The following is a 24,735-nucleotide window of genomic DNA, read 5'->3' as shown; positions in this document are numbered from 1 at the left end:
AGATGAGTTATGCTAACTGGTAATAAGCGGTACAAAAACCGCCACTTGCACCGCCTTACAATGGCATTTAGACAATCCTGTTTGTCCCGTTGGCAGTCTACAGGTTATTACAGATGGGGATGGACTCCCACGCTGTGTTATTCAAAACACCGCCCAATTCATCATTCGCTTTTGTGATGTGGATGAAAAATTGGCACAAAAAGAGGGTGAAGGTGATTTGTCATTAGCCTACTGGCAAGATACTCATCAGCAATTTTTTGAACAGTTTGAGGTGTTTGATGATAAAATGTGGCTACTGTTTGAAATATTTAAAGTCATCAAAATCCTATGACCATATCGCAAGTCAATCAAAGATAATAACCCATGACAAAAACACCAAACCCAAACACCGACCAAAACACCCCACACAAAGTCCGTGCCGATAAATGGCTGTGGGCGGCTCGGTTTTTTAAGACCCGCACTCTTGCCAAAGAAGCCATCGAATCTGGCAAAGTACACATGAATGGACAAAAAATTAAAGTAAGCCGTGAACTCCAAGTGGGCGATACCTTAGCCATCAGGCAAGGACATGCCACTCGGTTAGAAGAAAAAATTGTAGTCATTAAGGCATTATCAGAAAATCGTGGTAATGCCACCATGGCCGCCACGCTGTACGAAGAGACACAAGAAAGCATAGCAACAAGAGAGTTTTTTGCCGAGCAAAGAAAACTACAAAACCTTGCTCGCCCCGACACCAAGCCTGACAAGAAACAACGCAGAGATTTAGCACGCTTTAAGAGTGGTTGGTAAGCCATAAAATTAGCATGCGTGTATCCTACTAGCATACTTTTACCTAGCCATATAATTCCAAAAATTAGGTTAGCGTAAAAGATGGATGATTGACACAGCCAATCACTCAAGATTATCTTTTACTTTATAAACATAAAAATATTTAGGCAATTTAGCGGTTCATATCACTCAATACCGACAATAGCACCTGTATGATTGGGTTTTTTGTGTTAAAATGAACATTTAATGGTTTTGTGCCACTTTTATTATCCACTACTTAATTTAGATACTGCTTTGCAGGTTTTTTGAGCAAAAATATCTATGTATCCAACATCTATTTTATTTGTCTGTCTTGGTAATATCTGTCGCAGTCCTACTGCTGAAGCCGTCATGGCTAAGCACGCCAAAAAACAAGGGCTTGATATACGCTTTGATTCAGCAGGTGTTGCCAGTTATCATATCGGCAGCCCGCCTGATGAACGAGCCATCACTACGGGCAACCAACAAGGTTATGACCTATCCACTCTAAGAGCCAGACAGGTTCAGCAACATGATTTTTACGATTTTGATATAATTTTTGCGATGGATCATAACAATCTAAAAGACCTGCAAAAAATCATGCCATCCGATGCGACCGCACAAGTAACCATGTTTGATGATGTAGCAGTTGCCGACCCTTACTATGGCGACATGAGTGATTTTAAAAGTATGTTCAAGCATATTGAACAAGTCAGCCATCGTTGGTTAGACCGCTGGCAACAAGAGGTAAATCATGACCGAAACAACGCATGATAAAATCATCAAGCAGTACAATCTCACCAAAAATAACACCATGGCATTATCCTGTATCGCCAGTCATGCGATGATTTTAGATGATGCCAACACATTAAAAGATGACATTACCCATGCCATCAACTTCGCCAAACAACAAGACCTAGCCATTTTTGTGCTGTCTGGGGGTAGTAATGTGCTACTACCAAGCCGGTTGGACTGTCTAGTCTTACTACCTAGATACCAAGGCATTGAGGTGATTGCGTATGATGACGATGGCGTCAATATCAAGGTGGCAGGCGGGGAAAATTGGCATCACTTTATTCAGCACTGCTTACATCAAGGTTGGTATGGACTTGAAAACTTGGCACTCATACCAGGTCTTGTGGGGGCGTGCCCTGTGCAAAATATTGGAGCATATGGCGTACAGGTTTCTGATTTTATTATCAACGTTATCGCTTTTGATTTAACGACAGGTGAGCAACTTGAATTTGACAACACTGCTTGTCAGTTTGAGTATCGGCACAGTGTTTTTAAGGACAGCCCCAATCGCTACCTGATTAGTCATGTTGTGTTCAAACTGCATACAAGTAACGATAAAGTACTCACCAACTATGGCGACCTAGCTGTCATATCGCATAAGTTTGCCAAAGCTCAGTACAAAGACACCCCAAGCCCCAAAAATGTCTTTGATGCTGTTGTGCAGATTCGTTCTGATAAATTACCCGACCCCAACATATTAGCAAACTGCGGTTCTTTTTTTCAAAATCCCATCATCGCCATGAGTGATTTTAAGACATTGCAAGCACAGTATCCCACCCTGCCAAGCTACCCCATTGATGATGGCAACATAAAAATCCCTGCAGGTTGGCTCATTGACCAAGCAGGACTTAAAGGCAAGGGGATTTTTCCAATACTCACTCACGAAAAACAAGCACTAGTACTAACCAATCATACTCCGTACACTGCCAGTCAAGATGATATCAAGGCGACACAATCTTTGATCATTGACACCATTTTACAAAAATTTGGCATTCAACTTGTGCGTGAACCTGTATGGATAACCACCGACGGTCAAAGCTCTCCATGACAGTACGGCAAAAAACACTAAAAATCATTTGGCGAACATTCATTATTGTGGCACTGGTGGTTATCTTTGCTATTATCTCACCATTTACGCCAATTTTTGCCAATCTAAGCGTGCTTTTTCTTAATGCTTTTAGTACCATTACGCTGTCTGACGACCACCAAGCATCATCGGCTTTGGTAGTGCTTGGTGGTGGTCTCACCAAAAAAAATAATCACATCATCTTAAACCATTATAGCCAAAGCCGTGCTGATACTACCGCCACCACTTATCAGCAAACCCACTTACCCATCATTACAAGTGGTGTTGAGTCACCATGGCTACAAGATTATCTTAAGCTATCACTCTCTAGTGCCAAACCAAGACCCATCATCATCAGTGACAATGCCAGCATGAACACCTGTGAAAATGCCGTCTTTACTGCCAAACTACTCTCTTATCACGAACTTCCTGCTCATGTACATCTCATCACCGACCGCTACCACATGGCTCGGGCTCGCCGCCAGTTTGCCCGCATGAATATTTCAACCACCCCTGCTGTTGCACCGCTTGCTGTGCCACTTAGCTGGACAAATATTGATAACAATCTAATACATTCTCGCCGTGCCATCTATGAAATCGCCGCCTTAACCCGTGATATTTTTCGCCCACAGCCAAACTGCCGAAGTTTTAATCAAATCACTCTAGAAGAAATCAGCACCCCTAGACGCAAGGCAAAAATCTTCTCTTAGTACTCTCTACATGGGCATTTTAATTATTTGATTAATTACTCAGATACAAAGTCTTTTACCCAAGATAGGCCCATCTTCAAACACTAAATAAAAAAATAAGCAATCATAAGACTGCTTATTTTTAAAACCCGTTCTAGATACCTAGCTTAGGCATTATCCTTTGCTTCTGCTTGGGCTTGTAGGTAGGCTTGGTCAAAGTTGACTGGGGCAAGGAGCAACTGTGGGAAACTGCCACGAGACACCAAATCGCTAATCGCTTCACGAGCATATGGGAATAGGATATTTGGGCAGTATGCTTGTTGCAAGTGTTCCAAATCCCCTTCTGGAATATTTTTTAATAAGAAAATGCCTGCTTGTTGCACTTCGGCGATATACGCTGTTGAACCGCCATTTTTTACAGTAACATTAACAGTAAGTACGACTTCTTTATGGTCTTCATCTAAGTCTATCGATGCAGTAGCAAGACTGATATCAAGCTCTGGTTGCCACTCTTTGGTAAATACTTCAGCTGTTGGCACTTCAAAAGATAGGTCTTTGATATAGATACGCTCAAGACCAAGTTGTGGTTGGGTTTGTTCTGTCATGATATTTTCCTTTTACAGAATTACAAAATATAGATGATAAGTGGGTTACTAAAAGACTAAAAAGTCATCAACTCGCCATCGAGATATTACTACTCTGCCAACATGGCATCAAGCTCGCCACTTTGGTTTAGCTTGTTTAGTTGATCAAAGCCACCGATGAATGTCTCACCAATAAAAATCTGTGGCACAGTGCGATAACGATTGGTCTTTACAGCCAGTGCTTCTTTCTCATCAGCGGTCATGTCATAGACACTAATAGCGTTATATAACACCCCTTTGTTTGCCAATAATTGTACAGCGGCACGACAATAAGGGCATTCTTCTTTAATGTATAGGGTTACTTGGGTCATAATACCAACCTTGTATTGATAAAAAATTCAATCTATTTAGGCAATCCCGCTTAAATAGATAAAAGTTATATTGGGATGGTCGTTGATTTTTCAAGCAACTATTGATTGAATCACCCATTAACTCTCTTATTTTTTGGTTTTATTCGCCATTGATAAAGGCAACCCTGCCACCTGATAACCCTGAATACCGCCTGCTAGACGCATGAAGTTTGGTTTCCCTACTAAGCTGACCGCAGCCCCTGATTGCATACCCAAATCACAGACGATGACCACAGGCTCATTGATGGCTTTTAGTTCATCAAGGTGATTTTTTAGCTCAGTAAAAGGAATGTTGCGACTGCCTGCGATGTGCGATACCGCAAACTTATTGGCAGGGCGAATATCAATGATGCGTGCGTTTTGGTTATTAACCAGTAGCCCAAGCTCATTAGGAGAGACCTTCTTGCCATTACGCTTGCCTTCCACCATAAAAAATGCCACAATCAGTACCGCCAAAATACCGAATAATACTGGGTGATTACCCATAAAAGCCAGCCAACGCTCCACAGTTACTCCAAATTTAATGAATCAAAAGTCTTATTATACCGATAACCACATTAAATTGCACTTACTTTTAAGTGCTTTATGTCTATATGGCTTTTAGCACAGCCAGTGCCATGCTTAGTTCAGCACCCCACTTTTTATTATCAAGTTATTTGAATTGATTTCTGGCAGATGACGCATTCATTTTTGCTTCTTTTACCAATTCATTAAAACTCTCAACACGGCGTTCAAGTATCTCGCCTGCCAATACCGCCTGCCAAAACGCACAACCTTTGGCATTTTGAACATGATTACAATCTCGAAATTGGCACTGACCTCGCCGTTCATAAAGCTCATCAAACCCCACCATGATGTCATTGTCCGATAAATGCCAAATACCGTATTCACGAATGCCGGGTGTGTCAATGATACCGCCCTTTGATAGCTCGCTATCATCAAAAGCCAGTAAACGACTGGTGGTAGTGGTGTGCTGTCCTAACTGAGAACCCACAGAGATGATGTTGGTAGACTGATTGGCATTGGGCAATAACTGATTGATGAGACTAGATTTTCCCACACCTGACTGACCTGCAAAAATGGTTAATTTACCTTGTAGGTAAGCATTTAACTCACTTAATCCACCCAAAGTAACACTTGAAGTCTTAATAATCTCAAAACCGTATTTACTGCCAAGTAGTTGATATTCTTCATAAATCTTCTCAACATCAGCAAAATCCGCCAACAAATCCGCCTTATTGAGCACCAATAAAGGTTGCACACCACTTAATCTGGCAATCAATAAATAACGGTCTATCAGATTGGTTGCAGGCTTGGGTAGCGACGAAAAAACGATTGCCAAGGTATCTACATTAGCAGCAATGGGCTTAACCTTGTTATAGCGGTCAGGTCTAGCAATCAGCGTGCGTCTATTAGACAGCACCTCAATCCGCCCTAAGTTTGCCGTTGTATCAATGCTAAATTTTACACCATCGCCTGATGCCATCATTGGTAAGTTGGTGCGAGCATGACATCGCCAGATATCACCAACAGCAAGGCTTACACCCTCTTCAATAATCTGGGGTAATTCGGTAATCTGTACATCAAGCTGCCTTCCAAAATGTGAAACAATCACTCCGCCAACAAGCGTGCCATCATCGATGATTTTATCTTGGTTTTTTTGGATTTGGCGGGTTTGGTTTTTGGTTAGTTTACGGCGACGGATTAAAGACATGGGCAATGATCAATAAGGACGGATGAGAGTTTTTATTCTATCGTAAATTTGGCTTTTGGACAAATATTTTACAGTTTTTAGGTTCTGACGATGGAATAATAAAAAAACCACCCTTTTGTTTTGGGTGGTTTAATAATGGCGGAAGCTGAGAGATTCGAACTCTCGGTGGGCTACAAACCCACGCCGGTTTTCAAGACCGGTGCATTCAACCGCTCTGCCAAGCTTCCTAAAGCGGTAAATCCATCAAAGATGGAATAAGAATAATGGCGGAAGCTGAGAGATTCGAACTCTCGGTGGGCTACAAACCCACGCCGGTTTTCAAGACCGGTGCATTCAACCGCTCTGCCAAGCTTCCGTAGGCGTGTATTATAACGATTTTTTGTTAGATTGCAAGTATTTTTTTGGTTTTTAGAAAAATTTTTCTAATCAGATGGTTAGGATTTTAGCCCCATGGCATAACTTGCCACTAATGGTTTGACACCTGGAATCTTGTCAAAAGCAATCAGCCCAACATTACGAGCGAATTTCATCACAGGATTGCTATTACTAAAGCCATGCACCACCGTATCACAAAAATGAATCACTCGTTTTTGGTCGGTTTGCCGTGCTTTTTCATACGCTCTTAGATTGGCATAATTACCCAAATCATAATTTGGATTGAGCTTTTTTTGATGAGCAAGCATACCAGCTAAGGCGTAAGCATCTCTTAAACACAGGTTAAATCCCTGACCTGCCACAGGATGCAAAGTGTGAGCAGCATTGCCCATAACCACACAACGACCCACCACTTGGCGATGAGCCAGCACCTTCATAAGCGGATAAGCACCACGACGACCCACCGCCACAAACCGCCCAGCATCCTCACCAAACACCTGTTGTAATGTTGTCTTAAAATACTCATCATCTTGCAGATAACGAATCTCCTCACCTGTCTTGCAAATGAACACCACCGAGCGGCGATACCCCTGAGTTGTGCCATCACTGCCATCACCACGACCGTCCGTCAAAGGCAATAACGCCAAAGGCCCAACAGGTGAGAACTTCTCAATGCCAATATGCTGATGTGGCTTATCCGTCTGCACCACACCCACAATGCCCACCTGCCGATAATCGTGCGTATCCACATCAATATTCAGCAGGCGACGAGACACCGAATCCCTGCCATCACAAGCTACTACAAGTGGTGCATCAAGACACAAATTCTTCCCATCTTTGCTAAATTCAACTGCCGCCACCTGTTCATCTTGACGAATATCCACCACACTTGCCCCATCAATCAATGTGATGAATGCATTGTCCTGCACCGCCAGTAGTAGCTGCCGCCCCATCCAAGCATTTTCCATGACTTGACCAAAGCTCTCCACACCTTCTGCTTTCTTATCTAATCTGGCTTGCCCAAAACTACCCAACTCACTAATCTCCACGCCATCAATACGACAAGCATGGCTTTGCATCTGTTGCCACAGTCCAATCTCAGTATAAATTTGCACCGTACGCCGTGAAAGTGCCGTATTGCGACTGTCTAGATATTGAGTACGACCCACATCGTCATCAGGGCTGATGACTGGATAAGTCGCCTGCTCAATCAGCGTACTATAAATGCCATGATGTGCCAACAACAATGCAAAAGACAGCCCCATCTGACCGCCACCAATGATGATGACATGGTTGTCGGCTGGTAACTGTGCTACAGTGTTTGGTTCGCTCGTGGTCTGGGTATGGTGGATGGCTATATTCATCATGGTCCTACAATAGCAACGCTTTTGGGTGGTATCAAAGTAAACAAGCTAACATTGGTCAAACTCATCACATGGGTAAAGCACAAATTAAAAATAAACCAACAGTTAACTTAGCTAAAATTGTACCACAAATCCCCCTAGTATACGGTGTTTTTTTATCCATCATCATGTTGAAAATTTCTGCCTTTGACATCGGACAAATAAGGAATAATCATGCTACAATAAACTCCCTGCTTCTTATTTCACCACCGCCATGACCACCAATAATACACCTACCCTAACTGCAAAATTTACCATCGCCATGATTGGTTTTTTTGCCTTTTTACAAGTGTATTCGGTGCAAGCGATTTTGCCGACCTTGATGGCAGATTTTCATGCTTCAGAAGTTGCCATTGGTGTGGCGGTAGGTGCAACCGTACTTGCCATCGCCCTTATCTCGCCTTTTATGGGAATGCTATCAGATGCCTTCGGTCGCAAGGTGTTTATTGTCGGTTCATTACTGCTACTTGCCATACCCACAGGCATGATTGGTGCAAGTGGGTCGGTCAATGAACTGTCAATTTGGCGGTTCTTACAAGGATTGACGATACCTGGGATTACAGTTGTATTGATTGCCTATATAGGGGAAGAGTACAACAACCATGTCACTCAGATGATGAGTTTGTATGTAACAGGTACGGTGCTTGGGGGATTTAGTGGGCGTTTTATTGCAGGGCATTTACACGAGCTGATCGGCTGGCGATACGGTTATGGTGTGATGGCAATCTGCACACTCATTGGGGCGATATGGGTGCTTAAAACACTACCAAAATCACATCATTTTGTTAAAAGTGGTAATTTTACCAACTCCCTGTCATTGCTATTTTCCCACACCAAAAACCGCCACTTGATGAGTGCTTGTCTCTTGGGTGGTTGCGTACTATTCTCCCTTGTGGGGTGTTTTACTTTTATTGGTCTGCACTTATCGGACGCACCTTATCAGCTCAGCACCTCACATCTTGCCAATCTCTTCGCTCTATATCTTATTGGCATGATTATCACACCCATGTCAAGCAGACTGATTGCACGCTTTGGTATGATTTGGGTCATCATAGGGGCGGTGCTCTGCTCCATTATTGGCATGATTATCACACTAAGCACGCCATTGCTTGCAATCATCATAGGACTTACCATCATGTCGTCAGGGGTATTCATCACCCAGTCTGCCACCATCAGCTATATCGGTAGCCAAGTTACCAAAGGGCGTTCACTCGCCTCTGGACTATACTATATGGGCTACTATGGTGGCGGCGGCGGTGGTGCGTGGGCGTGTGGCATTGCCTATGCACATGGGCGATGGTGGCTTACAGTTATGCTCATCATTGCCGTGCAAATACTTGCTTTATCAGTGGCTTTAGCACTCATGAAAAAATAAAATCAAAAACCAGTCTTATGACCAATCATTCAGTTAATCATCCATCATAACCACAGCAAAACCCTAAATTCAATCAACCAACCATTTCCAAAACAATCTTCAACCATGAAGTCAAAAGCCTAAATCAGCGTGAAATCAAACAATTAACCACAAATGCCGATAAAGAGCTACAAGGCTTGTTTGGGGCGTATGTGGACGGCTTAAAAGCAAATTGGCGTACGCTTTTTTCTCATCGCTACAAGGTACATAGTGATGAGGCTTACAAGGCAACCAGACAACGGTTAAACAGCCCAAAAAGCCTAATGGCGTACGCTGATAAAGTTTTTGAAAAGCCGCTACATCTAACTACCAATGTGGGCATCAGCCTAGATGAATTAACTAAATCATTTGGCGAAAATGAAAGCGAGCGGATTATCCGTGCCATACGCCTAGCCCATAGCGAAAGCCTAGATAATGCCAAATTAATTCAGATGATAAGGGGTAGTCGTGCCAATCGCTATCAAGATGGTATTTTGAATATCAGTACAAGACACGCCAAAACCCTTGCCCATACAGGCACGGCGATAATGGCAAGTGAGGCAAAGCAAGCCTTTATCAACGATAACAAAGACATCATCAAAGGCATTAAGGTTATCGCAACCTTAGACAGACGCACCAGCCCTATTTGTCGCCATTTGGATGGTGTGGTAATGACCTTAGATAAAGCCACTTATCCGCCTTATCACTTTAATTGTAGAAGTAGCTTTGAAATCATCTATGATGGCTACACCGCCCCAAAACAGCGTGCAAGCGAGCATGGCGTGGTAGAAAATCAGACCTACTATGAATGGCTAAAAAATCAACCTGCTCACTATCAAGATGAAGTGCTTGGTAAGACACGGGGTAAGCTGTTTCGTGATGGTGGTATGAGTATAGAAAAGTTTAAATCCTTGCAACTGGATAAAAACTTTACGCCTTTGACTTTGGAGCAGATGAGAGAGCTTGAGCCTGTGGCGTTTGAAAAGGCGTTTGGTGCTGTGTTAAAATTAGACAATACAAAAGATAGAGTATTGTCTATGACACGCACCGATTGGGGGGATTTGCCCAATACCATTATTGATAGAAAACTTGGCGATGCGACCAGTCATTTGCTTTATGAACAAGCCAAAGCTGGCGATGTGGTTAGTGCTTATAGGCTAGCACAAGATTTGGTCAGTGATGAGGCAGTTCAAAAATTAAAAGACCTAATTGGCAACAAAGTAGTTGTTTTTGCCCCTGTTCACGCCGAAGAAAGTACAGGACGAAATATGATACCTGTGGCTGTAGCAACGGTTTTGGCAAAGAAGATTGGTGGACAAGTGGATTTAAATGTTGTGCAAGCGGTCAAAGTCTCTCGCACAGGGGGCGATGGTTGGCACAGATTGGTGAATCCACCATTTTTTGACGGTAGCATACCAAAGGGTAATTATGTTATAATGGTCGATGATACTCAAACACAAGGTGGCACACTTGCTTCATTTAAGGGACATATTGAACAAAGCGGTGCAACCGTGATTGGTGTATATGCCTTAACTGGAAAACAATATTCAGCACAACTACGACTTGGTAGTGATACTTTAACCACTTTGAGAGAAAAATATGGCACACTTGAACCATTCTGGCAACAAACATTCGGCTACGACTTCTCAAAACTCACCGAGTGGGAAGCTAAATTCATCATCAATTCAGGTAAAAGCATTGACGAAGTCCGAGATAGAATCCTTGCGTCAAAGCAAAATTAACGCCTACAAGCAAATGATGGCGATGTAGTTCGCACTTTAACCTTTAATCTCAAAAACCCTTGCAATTTGCAAGGGTTTTTTATTGTCCGCAATTTGTAATTGCATAACATAGGTAGTAACCCATGACAGACGAAAACAATCAAGAAACCCAAATCACAGCCGAGCAGTTTCAAGCGGCACAAGCAGAAATAGAACGCCTACGCAAACACAACGAAACACTGCTGGCTGAAAAGAAGACCAAGATTAATCTGGCAAACCAAACCCTTAGGCTTAATAATTTTACAACTTTCAAAAAACCCAATCAATTTAGACTCAACTAAAACCACCAAGACCCTTCCTTTAAGCCCACTCAAATATAAAAAAATATTCATTGGTAATTTTATTAAAAATATCTTATAATTTTCCACCAAATGCCTTGTGATTTTATTTGTATTGTGTACATTGATATTTGCACAATAAACACAAACGCAGTCCACCTTGTGCGTTCGGTCATCAGACCATTTTGTCAAGCCTAGAAAAGCCACCAAAATTCGCATAATTTTTTATCTATTTTTATAAGTGATTATCTATGAACTACCAAGTATTTACCTCAGAATCCGTCTCTGAAGGTCATCCAGATAAGATGGCAGACCAAATCTCAGACGCTCTACTTGATGCCATTTTAACCCAAGATAAAGACGCTCGTGTCGCTTGCGAAACCCTTACTAAGACAGGGGCAATTGTTTTAGCAGGCGAGATCAGCACGCATGCTGATATTGATGTTGAAGGTATTGTGCGTGCTACCGTCAATAAAATCGGCTATAATCATTCTGATTTGGGCTTTGATGGCAATAGCTGTGCGGTTATTAACATGATTGGCAAACAGTCGCCAGAAATCGCCCAAGGCGTGGATAGAAGTCGTCCAGAAGACCAAGGGGCAGGCGATCAAGGCTTAATGTTTGGCTACGCCACAAATGAGACTGATGTACTGATGCCTGCACCCATTCAACTAAGCCATCGCTTGATGGAGCGTCAAGCCCAACTTCGTAAAGATGGTACACTAAGTTGGCTTCGCCCAGATGCCAAAGCACAAGTTACCTTGCGTTATGACGCCCATCACAAACCTATTGCTGTAGATGCTCTGGTTTTGTCCACTCAGCACAATCCAGACATCAGCCACACTGCCCTAAAAGAGGCTGTGATGGAAGAAATCATTAAACCTATTATTCCAAGCGAACTACTGCATAAAGACACACTGTACCACATCAACCCAACAGGCAAATTTGTCATCGGTGGTCCTGTGGGTGATGCCGGCCTGACAGGTCGCAAGATTATCGTGGACACTTATGGTGGCATGGCACGCCATGGCGGTGGTGCATTCTCTGGTAAAGATCCAAGCAAGGTAGATAGAAGTGCTGCTTATGCAGGTCGCTATGTCGCCAAAAATATCGTGGCTGCAGGTCTGGCTGACCGCTGCGAGGTGCAGGTATCTTATGCCATTGGTGTGGCAGAACCAACTTCTATCTCGGTCAATACCTTTAATACTGGCAAAATCAGCGACCAAGAAATAGAACGCTTGATTCGTGTACATTTTGACCTACGCCCTTATGGCATCACACGCATGCTAGACTTATTGCAACCAATGTACGAAATTACCGCCAGTTATGGGCATTTTGGGCGTACAGGCTCAGATAATGCCTTTACTTGGGAAAAAACCGATCGTGCTGAAGCTCTACGAGCAGATGCAGGTCTATAGTTAGATACAGATAATATTGCCAAAGTTATCATGTTTTAGCTCAGTATTAGCTAATCTTGTAATTTTGGCAATCATCGTAATATATCACAAGCGTAATGCATTACTTTTACACTCCATCATCTTTTGGTTTTTATCTTCTTGATATGACATGATTTTAATCTTATCAGTCTTGATACCAAACAAACCAACAAGCGTTTTAAATCAATAAACCCAACAGGAAAATCTCATGAGCGAACAAACCAATAAGCCCAACCTAAGTCCTGAAGAGTTTCAAGCTCAAGTCAATGCTTTTTATGAGCGTGCCGATGCGTTTATCAACCTTGCCAACAGTCAGCTATCTCCACAATCACACGCAGGTCAAGTTGGCTCATCTTTACTATATGCGTCAGCTCGTTATAGTGCATCTGTCGCTTCCATTGGCTTTACTAAAGCAAGTGATTTTGAAAAAGAAAAAGATGACATCATCAAATTTTACACCGCCCAATACCAACAAATGCTGTCTGACAACCTAGACGACTACATCAAGAACTTTGAAAAATACACCAATATTAAAAAATAATTCTTAAAATCTTTGTTAAAACACACTAAATGTTAAAAGCATTTAAGAACCTGTTTGCAAAAAACCGCCCATCATCAAAAAAGGCGGTTTTTTATTCGGTGGCTAAAGCGGAAATGGATTGAACCACACAATTTCACTCATCAATCCAGCAATTTAAAAAAATGCGCCTTGTAATGACGAAGCTCACGAATAGAATCACGAATATCATCTAATGCCAAATGAGCCCCACCCTTTTGATATCCGCTTGCCACATCAGGACGCCAACGATAGCATAGCTCTTTGATGCTTGATACATCTAGATTGCGATAATGAAAATACCGTTCAAGTCGTGGCATTTGGCGTGCCAAAAAGCGTCTGTCTTGGCAAATTGAGTTGCCGCACATTGGAGATACACCCTCATCGCACCACTTGGCGAGAAACTCCAGTGTCGCATTTTCCGCATCCATTAGCGTCATCGTGCTACGACGCACTCTGTCAATCAAACCTGATTGACCGTGTTGCTTTTTATTCCAGTCATCCATGCCGTTTAGCACAATATCTGACACCTTAATAGCAATCACAGGACCTTCTGCCAAAATATTAAGTTGATCATCAGTAACAATGGTGGCAATCTCAATAATCTCATCATTTTGAGTATCCAACCCCGTCATCTCAAGGTCAATCCAGATCAAGGCTTTTTTAGTGGGTTTTTTGCTAGGTTTTGGATGGTTAATCTGAATTTTATCACTCATCGTTGTATCACTTCTATATTTTGATGGTTGTTGATCAATATTGGCATTTTATCACACCTTGATCATGCTTGCAGAACTCTTTTATGATATCAAGTAGTTATTTTTAAAGTATTTTTTCAAACCATAAAGACTGCAATTTATTTGTCTTTATGTGTCATGGTATGCTAGAATTGGATAATTTACTTCTTTGTTTTTTATATTGATATAAAGCTCATATACAAAAAACAATAATTAACAAGGATACCGACCATCTCTGCGTTTAGTTTTTTTGTTATAATATTCTTTAGATAACATCCGTCATTAATGGCTGTTCTTAACTTTTAGATTGTCGTTATGCCCAAGAAAAAATTACAAAAATGGCTACCCACGCCAGAAAAGTTGAGTGAAAGTAGAATCATGGGGTGGTTTGCTCCATTCATCGCCGACCCTCGCCTATGGCACATGAGCCGTGGTGCATTGACACGAGCGGTATACATTGGTGTACTGTGTGCATTTTTTCCCTTGCCAGGTCAGATGCCCCTTGCTATCATCGGAGCATTGTTACTGCGAGCCAACATACCAATGGCAATTGCCCTAACTTGGATTACCAATCCTTTAACCACCATTCCTGTATTTTGGGCATCTTATTGTGTAGGGGCGTTCTTATTGGGTGAACCGATGATTGGTATTCGCACTATTGGGATTGTCATCTCAGACTTTAGTCTTTGGGTAACAGGAAATGGTGTCAACCCTTTTGCTAATCACCTATTTTCACTCAAAGCATTCACATTGGGTTTGGTTGTATGTGGCATCATCACCAGTGCCGTTCTAGGGCTGTTATTTCGAGTATTATGGCAGTACTACATCGTTAATAGTTGGCAAAAACGCTTAGGCTACAACACCAAAGCCCCCAGATTTCGCACCCAAAAAGGTCATAAACTCAGAGATGCCAAATCTCAAACAGATAACAACCCTGAAGATTTTTCTATTTAAGCACCACCGAATAAAACAAAAAACGCCTCTTTAAAGGCGTTTTTTGTTAAGCGTTCAGCTACTTCATCAAACCCACTGACCACCACGCATCTCAAGCTGTCTATCCGCCCTAGCTGCCAGATTTCTATCATGTGTTACCATAAGTAATGCCGTACCAAAATCATGTTGCAACTCTGACAACAACTCAAAAACAGCATTGGCATTGTAATCATCTAGATTGCCGGTCGGTTCATCTGCCAAAATGAGTGCAGGATTGGTAATCAATGCTCTAGCTATGGCTACTCGCTGACGCTCACCACCCGAAAGCTCGCTTGGTCTATGGTGCATCCGATGTGAAAGTCCCACACGCTCAAGCAGACGATTAGCCCTCTTGTGTACCTCACCGATGGGAACATTAGCACGCATCAGCATGGGCATGGCGACATTTTCGGTAGCAGTAAATTCTGCCAACAGATGATGAAATTGATAAATAAATCCCAAATGCTGATTACGCAAATCACCACGCTCTGTTTCGTTGAGCTGATTTAGACATTTGCCTTGCAACCATACCTCTCCTGCCGTTGGAGTATCTAGACCACCCAACAGATGTAGCAGCGTGCTTTTTCCTGAACCACTGCTACCAACAATAGAGACTCGTTCACCTTTGCAAATGGTTAAATCCAACCCAGTCAATACAGTGGTTTGAATCCGTCCTTCATCATAAGTTTTTGTGATATTTTTTGCCTGCAAAATAATGCTCATGCCATCTCCTTATTCATAACGCAATGTTTGTGCCGGCTGAATGCGAGATGCACGCAGTGCAGGATAAATGGTCATAACAAAACTTAATAGAAACGATGCCAAAACGATGACTACAATATCAAGTACCTGAACCTCTGATGGTAAAAAATCCACAGGATACGCACCTGCCGGCATTAAAGTTACACCAAATAAACCGCTTAAAAAGTTAACAATGTCATTAACGCTCAAGGCAAGCACCACACCCAAAATCGTACCCACGACCGTACCAATCACGCCAATAATCATGCCTTGCACCAAAAATACCTGCATGATTAGCTTAGATGATGCCCCAAAAGTCTTTAAGATGGCAATGTCTGATTTTTTATCAGTAACCAACATCACAAGGCTTGAAACGATATTAAACGCCGCAACAATCACCACCAAAAACAGCAGTAATCCGATGATAGACTTTTCCATTTTAACTGCATTAAATAGATTGCCATGAGTGCTTGTCCAATCATCAGGATACAGATTATCATCGAGTTTGGCCGCTTCATTAGCAGCAACAGGTGCCTTAAAGACATCGTGCATCAGCAAGCGTATCCCCTGTGCCCCTTCAGGCAGCCTTAGCATCACACCAGCATCACGCATCGCCACAAAGCCTAGCACACCATCTACATCTTTACCAATATTAAAAGTCCCAACAAGCGTAAACTGCTTAAATCTAGGTATCAACCCTATCAGCGATGATGACGCTTCAGGAAGCACAAGCGTTACTTTATCACCCACATCAAGACCCAATCCATCTACTGTACTCTTGCCCAATACGATACCAAACTCACCTGCTTTTAGATCATCAAAACTACCTTTGATCATATGATTATCTACGATAGAAACTTGCTTTTCATATTCTGGCTCAATGCCTGATATCATCACAGGAGCGACCTGCCCATTGGCTGCTACCATGCCCTGCAGGTGGATAAAGGGGGCAGTTGCCTTGATCTTTTGCCCTCGATCTTGCTTGATGATTTTGTCGGATAAATCTTGCCAATCCGGAATGATTCCATAGGAAATCACCGACGCCTGCGGAATCATACCCAAGATACGAGTTTTCATCTCACGGTCAAAGCCATTCATCACCGACAATACCGTAATAAGTACTGCCACGCCCAATGCTAAGCCGATCATAGAGATGAGCGAAATAAAAGAGATAAACCCTTTTTTGTGCTCAGCTTTTGTATATCTTAGCCCAATAAATAACGCTAATGGACGAAACATAATCAACTTTCTCTTAATGAATAATCGCCATAGTTTACACCATTTAGCACAAATTAACATCACAAATTCACAGCGAGTCGCTAACAATGGTGATTTTGATACATATTTTGATGGTTTTATATAAAATGACACATCAGATGAGTTTTAGATAAGTTTTTGTCTTGATTTTTTAGATAAACTCCCTATCTAAATGGTAAATTTTAAAAATATCTTTTGAGAATATTGTATGAACCAGATGCGTTATACTTACAAACATGAAGTGCCACCCGCTAAAGTGGATTTGCCTTGCGATCAAAACGCAGGACATGGCGACCACTGGGCAATCTTGACCGATGACATCAATCAAGATGTTCCCAACTGGCTACAGTCAATGCTTGAGACAGCCCACCTATCTAGTGGATTGGCCCAAAGTCATGCATCAGATAACAAGATACTTATTGCCAATGATACACCTTGCCACATCAAACAAATCTTAAGTCTAGAAGATGGTATACCAAAAGCATTTGTGAACGCTTTTCCTGCGGTCAATAGTCCGTACGGAATAGAATGCCACATAGAACGCATCATCCGCTGTGAAAAGACCTCAGACGCCATTTTACGCCTAAAGACCAAAGATGGTGCAACAATCTACGCTTTTGACCAACTGTATGCCGTCAACCGTACAGAATACAAAACCCCAAAAACCTACTATGTCAATTTTAGTGCATGGGCATACCATATTGAACCAAGCAATCAAGACGAAACCATCTTGGTAGAAGACCCTGTTGCCATTCGCTATCATCGTGCATTTAATGACATTGTCAGTCAAAATGGCGGTCAAGTTCCTGATGATATTGATGATAAAATTCGTGCATGGCAGCCCAATCTTGATGATGGTGAGACGCTCGCCCCTGTTGAGATTAACTTTGGACACAGCTGTATTTATCTTTTTGGCGACACTTTTGGTCAAGAAGATGAGGCTTGGTGTCAAGGTCAGGTACTTGGCATTAGCCAAACTCAGTTTTTTAATAAAGACATCACCTTATTTGATGTGGTAATTTTGCGTGAGCCTGATGCCAGTCCTCTGGTGGTGCGTATCGCTGCAGTTACCACCGATGACACACAAAAAATTAAGGTGCATGACTATATCCAAGCTAATATTTGGTTGCAGGCCGCCATCTACAGCCAAAACCAAAAAATCTCTTAAAAAATAATTCAGTCAGCCACAAAAAACAATCAGAATAAACACTCTGATTGTTTTTTGTTTATTGTCAATCACTTTGGTTAATCAGGGGCGGTACTTGCTTTTTAATCAGAAACCAAAAAAGAGCCGATTAACGGCTCTTTTTTAATAACAGCGTGTTATTCTGTTGGGTTTTGCGACAGTGAACGCACATAAGCTGCAAGCAACATGATACGCTCATTACCCAACTTGGTCTGCCATTCAGGCATCACACCAGAACGACCATGACGGATGGTAGTACGGACAGACTCACGGTCTCCACCAAATAACCAAATATCATCAGTTAAGTTCGGTGCACCTATTGCGGTCATACCTTTAGCATCAGAACCATGGCACAGCACGCAGTTTGCTTCAAAGATGGCTTTGCCTTGAGCAACAGTGGCTGCATTTAAATCATAGCCGTTTTGGTTGCCAGAGATGCTAAGCACATAATCAGCAGCAGCACGCACACCAGATTCACCCAGTTGCTTTTGCCATGCCGCCATCGCACCCACACGACCATTATGAATAGTAATTAGGATATTCTCCGCCTCACCGCCATATAGCCAGTCATTATCCGTTAGGTCTGGATAACCCAAAGAACCTTTAGCGTTCGAGCCATGACATAATGCACAGTTTTGCAAGAATAGGCGGCTACCTGCTTTTAGTGCCTCAGGATCGGCTGAAAGTTTATCCACATAAGGTGCTAGCAATTTTACTTGCTCATCAATTTGGTCTTGAAGCTCTTTTGATGGTTCAGCTTCGTCTTTTTTATGAGCTTGTAATTCATTAAGTTTTGCTAGTACAGCAACTGCTTCAGTTGCACCTGCATTTGCCAAAATGCCTTGTTCAAAGTTTTCAGTAAATACTTTATTGTTGGCTTGTAGCTGGCTGTTAAGTTCGTTTTCTGATGTCCAAGGCACTTCTTGACCATCAACCTCAACCGTTGTAATGCCCTTCCAGACATTTGGCTGAATAGCGGGGAATAGCACAAAATAGCCCAAACCCCAAATTAGTGTACCAAAGAAGATAACCAGCCACCATTTTGGTAATGGCTTGTCATACTCTCTAATACCATCGTATGAATGCCCTGTCGTTTCATCTTCTTCTAAGACAGGTTTAGATTTTAATGTCCACACAAGTACGCTGAAGATAAATAACCAGCAAGCAAGTGATAGGACAGTAATCCAAGAACCCCAAAAAAAGCTCATTGTATATCCTTAGTGCGCTCGTGCGATGACAAGAAATTCTTGTCATCAAGCGCAAGTTGTGCATCTTCTTCAAAGCGTTTTTTATTCTTAGGCGAGTACGCCCACCATGCAATCCCGATAAAGGCAATAAAAGCCGCAACGGTTGCAATACTATGTAAAACGCCCCAGTTCATTAGCGTTGACCCTGCATTGCAATACCAAGTTGTTGCAGGTAAGCAACCAATGCATCAAGCTCGGTCGCTCCCTGAACTTGGTCAGGTGCTGCTGCAATGTCTTCTTCAGTGTAAGGCAAACCAAAACGATCTTTAAAGATACGCATTTTTTGCTGTACTTTTACGCCATCAACTTCATTCTTAGCAAGCCAAGGATATGAAGGCATCACGGATTGAGGCACAACAGAGCGTGGGTCAATCAAGTGGTCTTTGTGCCACTGGTCTGAATAACGACCACCTACACGAGCCAAGTCAGGGCCAGTACGCTTAGAACCCCATAGGAACGGATGATCCCAAGTGGATTCTGCTGCACGGCTATATGGTCCATAGCGTTCCACTTCAGCACGAAGTGGACGAACCATTTGAGTGTGGCAAACATGACAACCCTCACGGATATAAACATCTCTCCCCTCTAGCTCAAGTGCTGTCCAAGGACGCATATTTGGCAAAGGTTTGTTTACACCACCTTGATCGGGTGCATTGGTGTCATAAATCAGTGGGATTAGCTCAACCAAGGTTGCAAAACTAATTGCAATGACAATAAAGACAACCAGTAAGCCTGTGTTTTTTTCAACAATTTCATGAGTAATATTTGACATGATTTTCCCCTTAAGCCTTGATGGTGTCATTATCAAATACTTCATCACGACCTGTGTTTACCTCATCAGGCTTGGCGATTTTTTCAGGAATGCTCGGCATTTTAATGGTCTTATAGCAGTTATAAGCCATCACAAGCATACCTGCAACATACAACGCCCCACCCAATGTACGCACCACGAACGGCCAATGTGATACAACAACGGTTTGGATAAAGTCATAAGCCAAAGTACCATCTGGGTTGGTAGCACGCCACATCATACCTTGAGTAATACCAGAAATCCATAGTGCTACGATATATAGAACCGTACCTGTAGTCGCAAGCCAAAAGTGTACCGTAATAAGATTGGTTGAGTACATTTTTGCTTTGTTCCAAATACGCGGCAATAGCACATAGATAGAACCAATGGTAACCATACCCACCCAGCCAAGTGCTCCAGAATGCACATGACCTACCGTCCAATCAGTGTTATGGCTGATAGCGTTTACAGCTTTGATAGAAAGCATTGGACCTTCAAAGGTACTCATGGCATAGAAAGAAAGTGCCACAATCAAGAAGCGGATGATTGGGTCAGTACGCAATTTGTCCCAACTGCCTGACAGTGTCAAAACACCATTAATCATACCACCCCAAGAAGGTGCAAACAGGATAAGCGAGAACACCATACCTAAAGACTGAGTCCAGTCAGGTAATGCTGAATAATGCAAGTGGTGTCCGCCTGCCCACATATAAGAAGCAATTAATGCCCAAAAGTGAACAATAGATAAACGGTAAGAATAAACAGGGCGACCAACCTGCACAGGAATAAAGTAATACATCATGCCCAAGAAAGCAGCCGTCAGATAAAAGCCTACCGCATTATGACCATACCACCATTGAACCATCGCATCTGTCGCACCGCCATATAGCGAATATGACTTGAATAGACCTACTGGCACCGCCAAGTTATTCACGATATGAAGTAGTGCAATCGTGATGATAAAGGCGGCAAAAAACCAGTTTGCCACATAGATATGCGCAGTTTGACGCTTAATCAAAGTGCCAAAAAACACAATAGCATAAGCAACCCACACCAATGCAATAGCGATATCAATCGGCCATTCTAGCTCAGCATATTCTTTACTAGAAGTAATGCCCAAAGGCAAGGTAATAACCGCCGAGACAATGATGGCTTGCCAGCCCCAAAATGTGAACCAAGCCAAATATGGAGCGAACAAGCGTGTCTGACAGGTACGCTGAACGATGTAATAAGATGTTGCAAAAAGTGCTGACCCCCCAAACGCAAAAATCACCGCATTGGTATGTAGCGGTCTTAAGCGTCCAAAAGATAGCCAAGATGTATCAAAGTTTAAAGCTGGCCATGCAAGCTGTGATGCGATAAGCACACCCACTGTCATGCCAACGATGCCCCAAAATACTGCCATGATGGTAAAGAAACGCACAATAGTAATTTCATACTCACGGTCAATATTCGGTGCTACTGCTGTATTAGTTAGACTCATTGGATATTTTCCTGTGCAGCCCGATTTGTATAGCGAATTTCATTGCTGATGTTGCTTGATGCTGTCTAATTTATCTTCATCATCAATCAGCCATCAGCGATAAAATCAACGCTTTTTGATTTGTACTTTTATATATTTTAACGCAAAGCAATACAAATATCATCAACTTACAAGCCAGCCAAGATAAAAACCCTTAATTTTTTTAAGGAAAATACAACAAAGATCATCAAATCTATACAATGTGTATTAGTTATGCTTGCTTGGCTGATGAATTGCTTGGCTTGCATGATTTGGTAGCACTATTTAATATTGTGCAAACCAAACTTATTTTAATTCCATATTGATAATAGGGTATTAACAATACTTCTCAGCTTTTATTATACAACACAAATGTAATTTTTAGGCTATCTTTTGTAAAAATAATTGAATTTTTAGCAAAATTTTTGTGATTTTAGGCATTTTTATCCATTTTCAGCCCATCTTGACGGATTTTTTTAAAACAAAAACTTGAATTTAGGGGATATTTGGATGGCAAGATGGTCGGTAATCATGATTTTTGAATAGCCAATGCAAGGTATCTGTCATCTGTCACAAATATTTACAATTTGGTCATCACTTCCTGTACCGCCCTTTGCGTTTGAATTTTATGACATTTAGCCATTTAATTGACGGCTTTTTGGTTTATAATACACCCATGATGCACAAGCCAACCCCATGACGCAATCGTTATTTAAAGTTGGCTTGCCCTACTATTTATTTTAAAAATCTTGGAGATGACCCAATGGCACAATTTTTATCACAGGCATGGTTTGATGTTGTAAGCCAACTTAACGCCCAAACTGGTAAACTAAACCTACCACCCACCTTGCAGACACTCATCATTAATATTACCATTGAACAAGACACCTCTGCCCTACTACACCTACAAGATGGTAAAATCCACCAAGGTCATGCAGATCACGCTGTTAGCACCATCAGAATTGACCAACAAACACTTAAAGACATCATACAAACAGGCGACACTAATATTGCCATAGAAGCCTTTATGATGGGCAAAATCCGCATTGATGGCGACATGAGTGCCATCATGTCGTTGCAATCTGCCAAACCAAGCCCTGAACAAAAAGCACTCTTTAAGGAAATTTTAAGCCATACTGAGTTTTAATGACAACTATCCTGTTTTAAGGTTTTATTCAAGTTTTATGCATTTGTCTAGACATAATCCTAAAAACTACCCAAATTTGGGTGTTTTTAGGATTTGGATAAATAGTGTTTCATATTATAAAATAATCAGTCAAAAGTTACGCTTTCTATTTATCAAAAATGCTATAATAACACCAAGATATAAAAATAAGACCTAAGAACACATCAAGCAATTTTGCTGATTTTATCAACCGATATATTTACAGTCAGCCATACAAGGTGTCTATATGCCAGACTCACAAAACCAGTCAAAGGTGCCAGCCAATCAAGCAGACCAAGCGTCCAAGCCAGCACCCGCAGAACTCACCCCAAAAAAACCAAAAAAACAACGCCCACCTCCAGAAAAAATCATTCCACATTCTAAAGACATGGATGCGACAAAACATCGTGTGCACCCACGCTTTGCCAAGGGTAAATACCAAAATATCCGTCTTGTGGTGATGTATGCGATATTAGTTGGTTTTTTGGTTGCACCTTGGATTCGCTGGAATGGCAGACAGGCGATTTTATTAGATGTGATTGAACCAAGGTTTCATATCTTTGGGGCAACTTTTATGCCACAGGATTTTTATTTCTTTGCATTCGTGTTCATCATTGCTGCCATGACGCTATTTATGGTTACGGTATATGCTGGGCGTGTGTGGTGTGGCTATGCCTGCCCACAGACCATCTATGTACATCTGTATCAGCATATAGAAAAATGGGTCATCGGCGAACGCAATCAACGCATCAAGTTTGACAAAGCACCTTGGAATACTCAAAAAATCCTAAAAACACTGCTTATCCATGGTGTTTGGCTAGTGTTCTCTGCGATTACTGCTTTGACATTCATCGCCTTTATTGTAGGAACAGATTATCTGTTCTTTAATGGGCATACGCCATTTTTTATGGGTTGGGGCAAAATTACTTGGGTGTTTTTTATATTAATCACCTTTGTAACTCAGACCAATGCAGGCTATATGCGTGAACATATGTGTGTACATCTATGCCCCTATGGTCGCTTCCAGTCGGTAATGTTTGACAAAGACACGCTACTGGTCTCCTACGACTACGAACGAGGTGAGCCTCGTGGTGCACGCAAACGAGGTGATCACCCAGAGGGTTATGGCGACTGCGTAGATTGCAGCATGTGCGTTCAAGTATGTCCAACAGGGATTGATATCCGTGATGGATTGCAGGTGGAATGTATTCAGTGTGCTGCTTGTGTTGATGCGTGTAATGAAATCATGGACAAAGTGGGCTATCCTCGTGGACTGATACGCTACACCACCGAGCGACAACTGCTCGAAAAACAAAAAACCAAAGTCATCAGCCCTCGTATCTTTGCCTATATATTTGTACTAGGTGCCGCCATCACCGCAGCGACATTGGTCGCTACAGGTCGTGCACCATTGGAGATGGAAATTCGCCATGACCGCAGACAAATCAGCACTGTCAAGCATGGAAAAGTAGAAAACAGCTATGTCCTAAAAATCGTCAACAAAACAGACGAAAGGCAAATTTACAAGGTACGCCTAGAGCCTACCGAAGGATTGACGCTACAGTCTCGCTTCAAACAAATCCCATTGCAAGCGAATGAGCCGTATGATTTGCCTGTCAGTATCATCGGTGATGCCAATATCATCAAAGATGGCACAACACCAATCACCATCACGGTCTATACCGAAGATGGCAAATATAGTGCCAGTGCTGATGATAATTTTATCCATCAACCAAAACAATAAACACAGTGCCAGTCATTAAAACCAAGCAAACACTCCAAGTATCTTTCTTGGGGTGTTTTTTGTGGTTGTTGATGAGAATTAGACAATCATCAAGGATGGATTGGTTTTAGCTAAAGATGCTAGTGCCAATCA

The 24,735-nt window shown here is 42.1% G+C and carries 26 protein-coding genes and 2 tRNA genes; 14 read left to right on the top strand and 14 right to left on the bottom strand.

Annotation, left to right across the window (positions count from 1 at the left end; translation table 11 throughout):
- Nucleotides 1-16: 16 nt before the first annotated feature.
- The 5 genes from ACERC6_RS01425 to ACERC6_RS01405 all read left to right on the top strand — a co-directional run bounded on the left by ACERC6_RS01425 (nt 17) and on the right by ACERC6_RS01405 (nt 3,357).
- The gene (locus ACERC6_RS01425) at nt 17-331 is read left to right on the top strand and encodes an ASCH domain-containing protein (protein WP_373627601.1); all 315 of its coding nucleotides are present in this window, start codon (nt 17-19) and stop codon (nt 329-331) included.
- A gap of 32 nt (nt 332-363) precedes the next feature.
- Complete coding sequence (locus ACERC6_RS01420) at nt 364-789, top strand: RNA-binding S4 domain-containing protein (protein WP_373627463.1); 426 nt, start codon at nt 364-366, stop codon at nt 787-789.
- A gap of 300 nt (nt 790-1,089) precedes the next feature.
- Complete coding sequence (locus ACERC6_RS01415) at nt 1,090-1,560, top strand: low molecular weight protein-tyrosine-phosphatase (protein ID WP_284674193.1); 471 nt, start codon at nt 1,090-1,092, stop codon at nt 1,558-1,560.
- Nucleotides 1,541-2,629: a UDP-N-acetylmuramate dehydrogenase gene (murB, locus tag ACERC6_RS01410; RefSeq protein ID WP_373627462.1), complete on the top strand. Its 1,089-nt coding sequence runs from the start codon at nt 1,541-1,543 to the stop codon at nt 2,627-2,629. The genes ACERC6_RS01415 and murB overlap by 20 nt, the downstream gene beginning before the upstream one ends.
- On the top strand, nt 2,626-3,357 hold the full coding sequence (locus ACERC6_RS01405; protein WP_373627461.1) for a YdcF family protein: 732 nt from the start codon (nt 2,626-2,628) through the stop codon (nt 3,355-3,357). The genes murB and ACERC6_RS01405 overlap by 4 nt, the downstream gene beginning before the upstream one ends.
- Before the next feature lie 146 nt (nt 3,358-3,503).
- On the opposite strand, the gene secB is transcribed toward ACERC6_RS01405, so the two are convergent.
- The 7 genes from secB to ACERC6_RS01370 form a co-directional block, all read right to left on the bottom strand.
- Nucleotides 3,504-3,941, bottom strand: a complete 438-nt coding sequence (gene secB, locus ACERC6_RS01400; RefSeq protein WP_284674190.1) for a protein-export chaperone SecB — start codon at nt 3,939-3,941, stop codon at nt 3,504-3,506.
- Nucleotides 3,942-4,030: 89 nt separating this feature from the next.
- Nucleotides 4,031-4,291 carry a glutaredoxin domain-containing protein gene (locus tag ACERC6_RS01395; protein ID WP_284674189.1) on the bottom strand — a complete coding sequence of 87 codons (261 nt, stop codon included), beginning with the start codon at nt 4,289-4,291 and terminating at the stop codon, nt 4,031-4,033.
- Between the two features lie 126 nt (nt 4,292-4,417).
- On the bottom strand, nt 4,418-4,837 hold the full coding sequence (locus tag ACERC6_RS01390; RefSeq protein ID WP_373627459.1) for a rhodanese-like domain-containing protein: 420 nt from the start codon (nt 4,835-4,837) through the stop codon (nt 4,418-4,420).
- 145 nt (nt 4,838-4,982) lie between these two features.
- Nucleotides 4,983-6,044 carry a ribosome small subunit-dependent GTPase A gene (rsgA, locus tag ACERC6_RS01385; RefSeq protein WP_373627458.1) on the bottom strand — a complete coding sequence of 354 codons (1,062 nt, stop codon included), beginning with the start codon at nt 6,042-6,044 and terminating at the stop codon, nt 4,983-4,985.
- 136 nt (nt 6,045-6,180) lie between these two features.
- Nucleotides 6,181-6,271 (bottom strand) — tRNA-Ser (locus tag ACERC6_RS01380).
- A 37-nt stretch (nt 6,272-6,308) separates the two neighbouring features.
- A tRNA-Ser gene (locus ACERC6_RS01375) sits at nt 6,309-6,399 on the bottom strand.
- A gap of 79 nt (nt 6,400-6,478) precedes the next feature.
- Nucleotides 6,479-7,684: an FAD-dependent monooxygenase gene (locus ACERC6_RS01370; RefSeq protein WP_373627600.1), complete on the bottom strand. Its 1,206-nt coding sequence runs from the start codon at nt 7,682-7,684 to the stop codon at nt 6,479-6,481.
- Between the two features lie 352 nt (nt 7,685-8,036).
- Between ACERC6_RS01370 and ACERC6_RS01365 the strand changes: the two genes are divergently transcribed.
- From ACERC6_RS01365 to ACERC6_RS01345, 5 genes are all read left to right on the top strand, one after another.
- The gene (locus ACERC6_RS01365) at nt 8,037-9,197 is read left to right on the top strand and encodes an MFS transporter (protein ID WP_373627457.1); all 1,161 of its coding nucleotides are present in this window, start codon (nt 8,037-8,039) and stop codon (nt 9,195-9,197) included.
- A gap of 176 nt (nt 9,198-9,373) precedes the next feature.
- Nucleotides 9,374-10,957 (top strand): minor capsid protein, encoded by a 1,584-nt coding sequence (locus ACERC6_RS01360; RefSeq protein WP_373627454.1) that lies wholly within the window; start codon nt 9,374-9,376, stop codon nt 10,955-10,957.
- A 122-nt stretch (nt 10,958-11,079) separates the two neighbouring features.
- On the top strand, nt 11,080-11,277 hold the full coding sequence (locus ACERC6_RS01355; protein WP_284674183.1) for a hypothetical protein: 198 nt from the start codon (nt 11,080-11,082) through the stop codon (nt 11,275-11,277).
- 248 nt (nt 11,278-11,525) lie between these two features.
- A complete protein-coding gene (gene metK / locus ACERC6_RS01350) occupies nt 11,526-12,692 on the top strand; it encodes a methionine adenosyltransferase (RefSeq protein WP_284674182.1) in 1,167 nt (388 codons plus the stop codon).
- Nucleotides 12,693-12,918: 226 nt separating this feature from the next.
- Complete coding sequence (locus tag ACERC6_RS01345) at nt 12,919-13,251, top strand: DUF3144 domain-containing protein (RefSeq protein WP_284674181.1); 333 nt, start codon at nt 12,919-12,921, stop codon at nt 13,249-13,251.
- A gap of 140 nt (nt 13,252-13,391) precedes the next feature.
- Here ACERC6_RS01345 and orn read toward each other — a convergent pair whose 3' ends face one another.
- A complete protein-coding gene (orn, locus tag ACERC6_RS01340; RefSeq protein ID WP_373627453.1) occupies nt 13,392-13,982 on the bottom strand; it encodes an oligoribonuclease in 591 nt (196 codons plus the stop codon).
- A 333-nt stretch (nt 13,983-14,315) separates the two neighbouring features.
- Here orn and ACERC6_RS01335 point away from each other — a divergent pair, with 333 nt between their 5' ends.
- Complete coding sequence (locus tag ACERC6_RS01335; RefSeq protein WP_373627452.1) at nt 14,316-14,954, top strand: DUF2062 domain-containing protein; 639 nt, start codon at nt 14,316-14,318, stop codon at nt 14,952-14,954.
- Between the two features lie 66 nt (nt 14,955-15,020).
- Here ACERC6_RS01335 and lolD read toward each other — a convergent pair whose 3' ends face one another.
- Both lolD and ACERC6_RS01325 read right to left on the bottom strand, forming a co-directional pair.
- Nucleotides 15,021-15,695 (bottom strand): lipoprotein-releasing ABC transporter ATP-binding protein LolD, encoded by a 675-nt coding sequence (gene lolD / locus ACERC6_RS01330; RefSeq protein WP_284674178.1) that lies wholly within the window; start codon nt 15,693-15,695, stop codon nt 15,021-15,023.
- A gap of 9 nt (nt 15,696-15,704) precedes the next feature.
- A complete protein-coding gene (locus tag ACERC6_RS01325; protein ID WP_373627451.1) occupies nt 15,705-16,952 on the bottom strand; it encodes a lipoprotein-releasing ABC transporter permease subunit in 1,248 nt (415 codons plus the stop codon).
- 226 nt (nt 16,953-17,178) lie between these two features.
- Here ACERC6_RS01325 and ACERC6_RS01320 point away from each other — a divergent pair, with 226 nt between their 5' ends.
- Nucleotides 17,179-18,138 carry a hypothetical protein gene (locus tag ACERC6_RS01320; RefSeq protein WP_373627450.1) on the top strand — a complete coding sequence of 320 codons (960 nt, stop codon included), beginning with the start codon at nt 17,179-17,181 and terminating at the stop codon, nt 18,136-18,138.
- Nucleotides 18,139-18,293: 155 nt separating this feature from the next.
- Here ACERC6_RS01320 and ccoP read toward each other — a convergent pair whose 3' ends face one another.
- From ccoP to ccoN, 4 genes are read right to left on the bottom strand one after another with little or no spacing between them, the layout of a single operon-like run.
- The gene (ccoP, locus tag ACERC6_RS01315; protein ID WP_284674175.1) at nt 18,294-19,364 is read right to left on the bottom strand and encodes a cytochrome-c oxidase, cbb3-type subunit III; all 1,071 of its coding nucleotides are present in this window, start codon (nt 19,362-19,364) and stop codon (nt 18,294-18,296) included.
- Nucleotides 19,361-19,537, bottom strand: a complete 177-nt coding sequence (locus ACERC6_RS01310) for a cbb3-type cytochrome c oxidase subunit 3 (protein ID WP_284674174.1) — start codon at nt 19,535-19,537, stop codon at nt 19,361-19,363. The genes ccoP and ACERC6_RS01310 overlap by 4 nt, the downstream gene beginning before the upstream one ends.
- A complete protein-coding gene (ccoO, locus tag ACERC6_RS01305) occupies nt 19,537-20,175 on the bottom strand; it encodes a cytochrome-c oxidase, cbb3-type subunit II (protein ID WP_373627449.1) in 639 nt (212 codons plus the stop codon). Before ccoO ends, ACERC6_RS01310 begins: the two co-directional genes overlap by 1 nt.
- Before the next feature lie 10 nt (nt 20,176-20,185).
- Complete coding sequence (ccoN, locus tag ACERC6_RS01300; protein ID WP_284674172.1) at nt 20,186-21,676, bottom strand: cytochrome-c oxidase, cbb3-type subunit I; 1,491 nt, start codon at nt 21,674-21,676, stop codon at nt 20,186-20,188.
- Between the two features lie 781 nt (nt 21,677-22,457).
- Here ccoN and ACERC6_RS01295 point away from each other — a divergent pair.
- Nucleotides 22,458-22,841, top strand: a complete 384-nt coding sequence (locus tag ACERC6_RS01295) for an SCP2 sterol-binding domain-containing protein (protein ID WP_373627447.1) — start codon at nt 22,458-22,460, stop codon at nt 22,839-22,841.
- Between the two features lie 406 nt (nt 22,842-23,247).
- Nucleotides 23,248-24,603 carry a cytochrome c oxidase accessory protein CcoG gene (ccoG, locus tag ACERC6_RS01290; protein WP_373627599.1) on the top strand — a complete coding sequence of 452 codons (1,356 nt, stop codon included), beginning with the start codon at nt 23,248-23,250 and terminating at the stop codon, nt 24,601-24,603.
- Nucleotides 24,604-24,735: the final 132 nt, after the last annotated feature.

Source organism: Moraxella sp. E33BD, assembly GCF_041807865.1.
GTDB classification, from domain to species: Bacteria; Pseudomonadota; Gammaproteobacteria; order Pseudomonadales; family Moraxellaceae; genus Moraxella; species Moraxella haemolytica.
The sequence above is the reverse complement of the archived record's forward strand: the minus strand, read 5'-3'. Positions and strand labels throughout refer to the sequence as shown.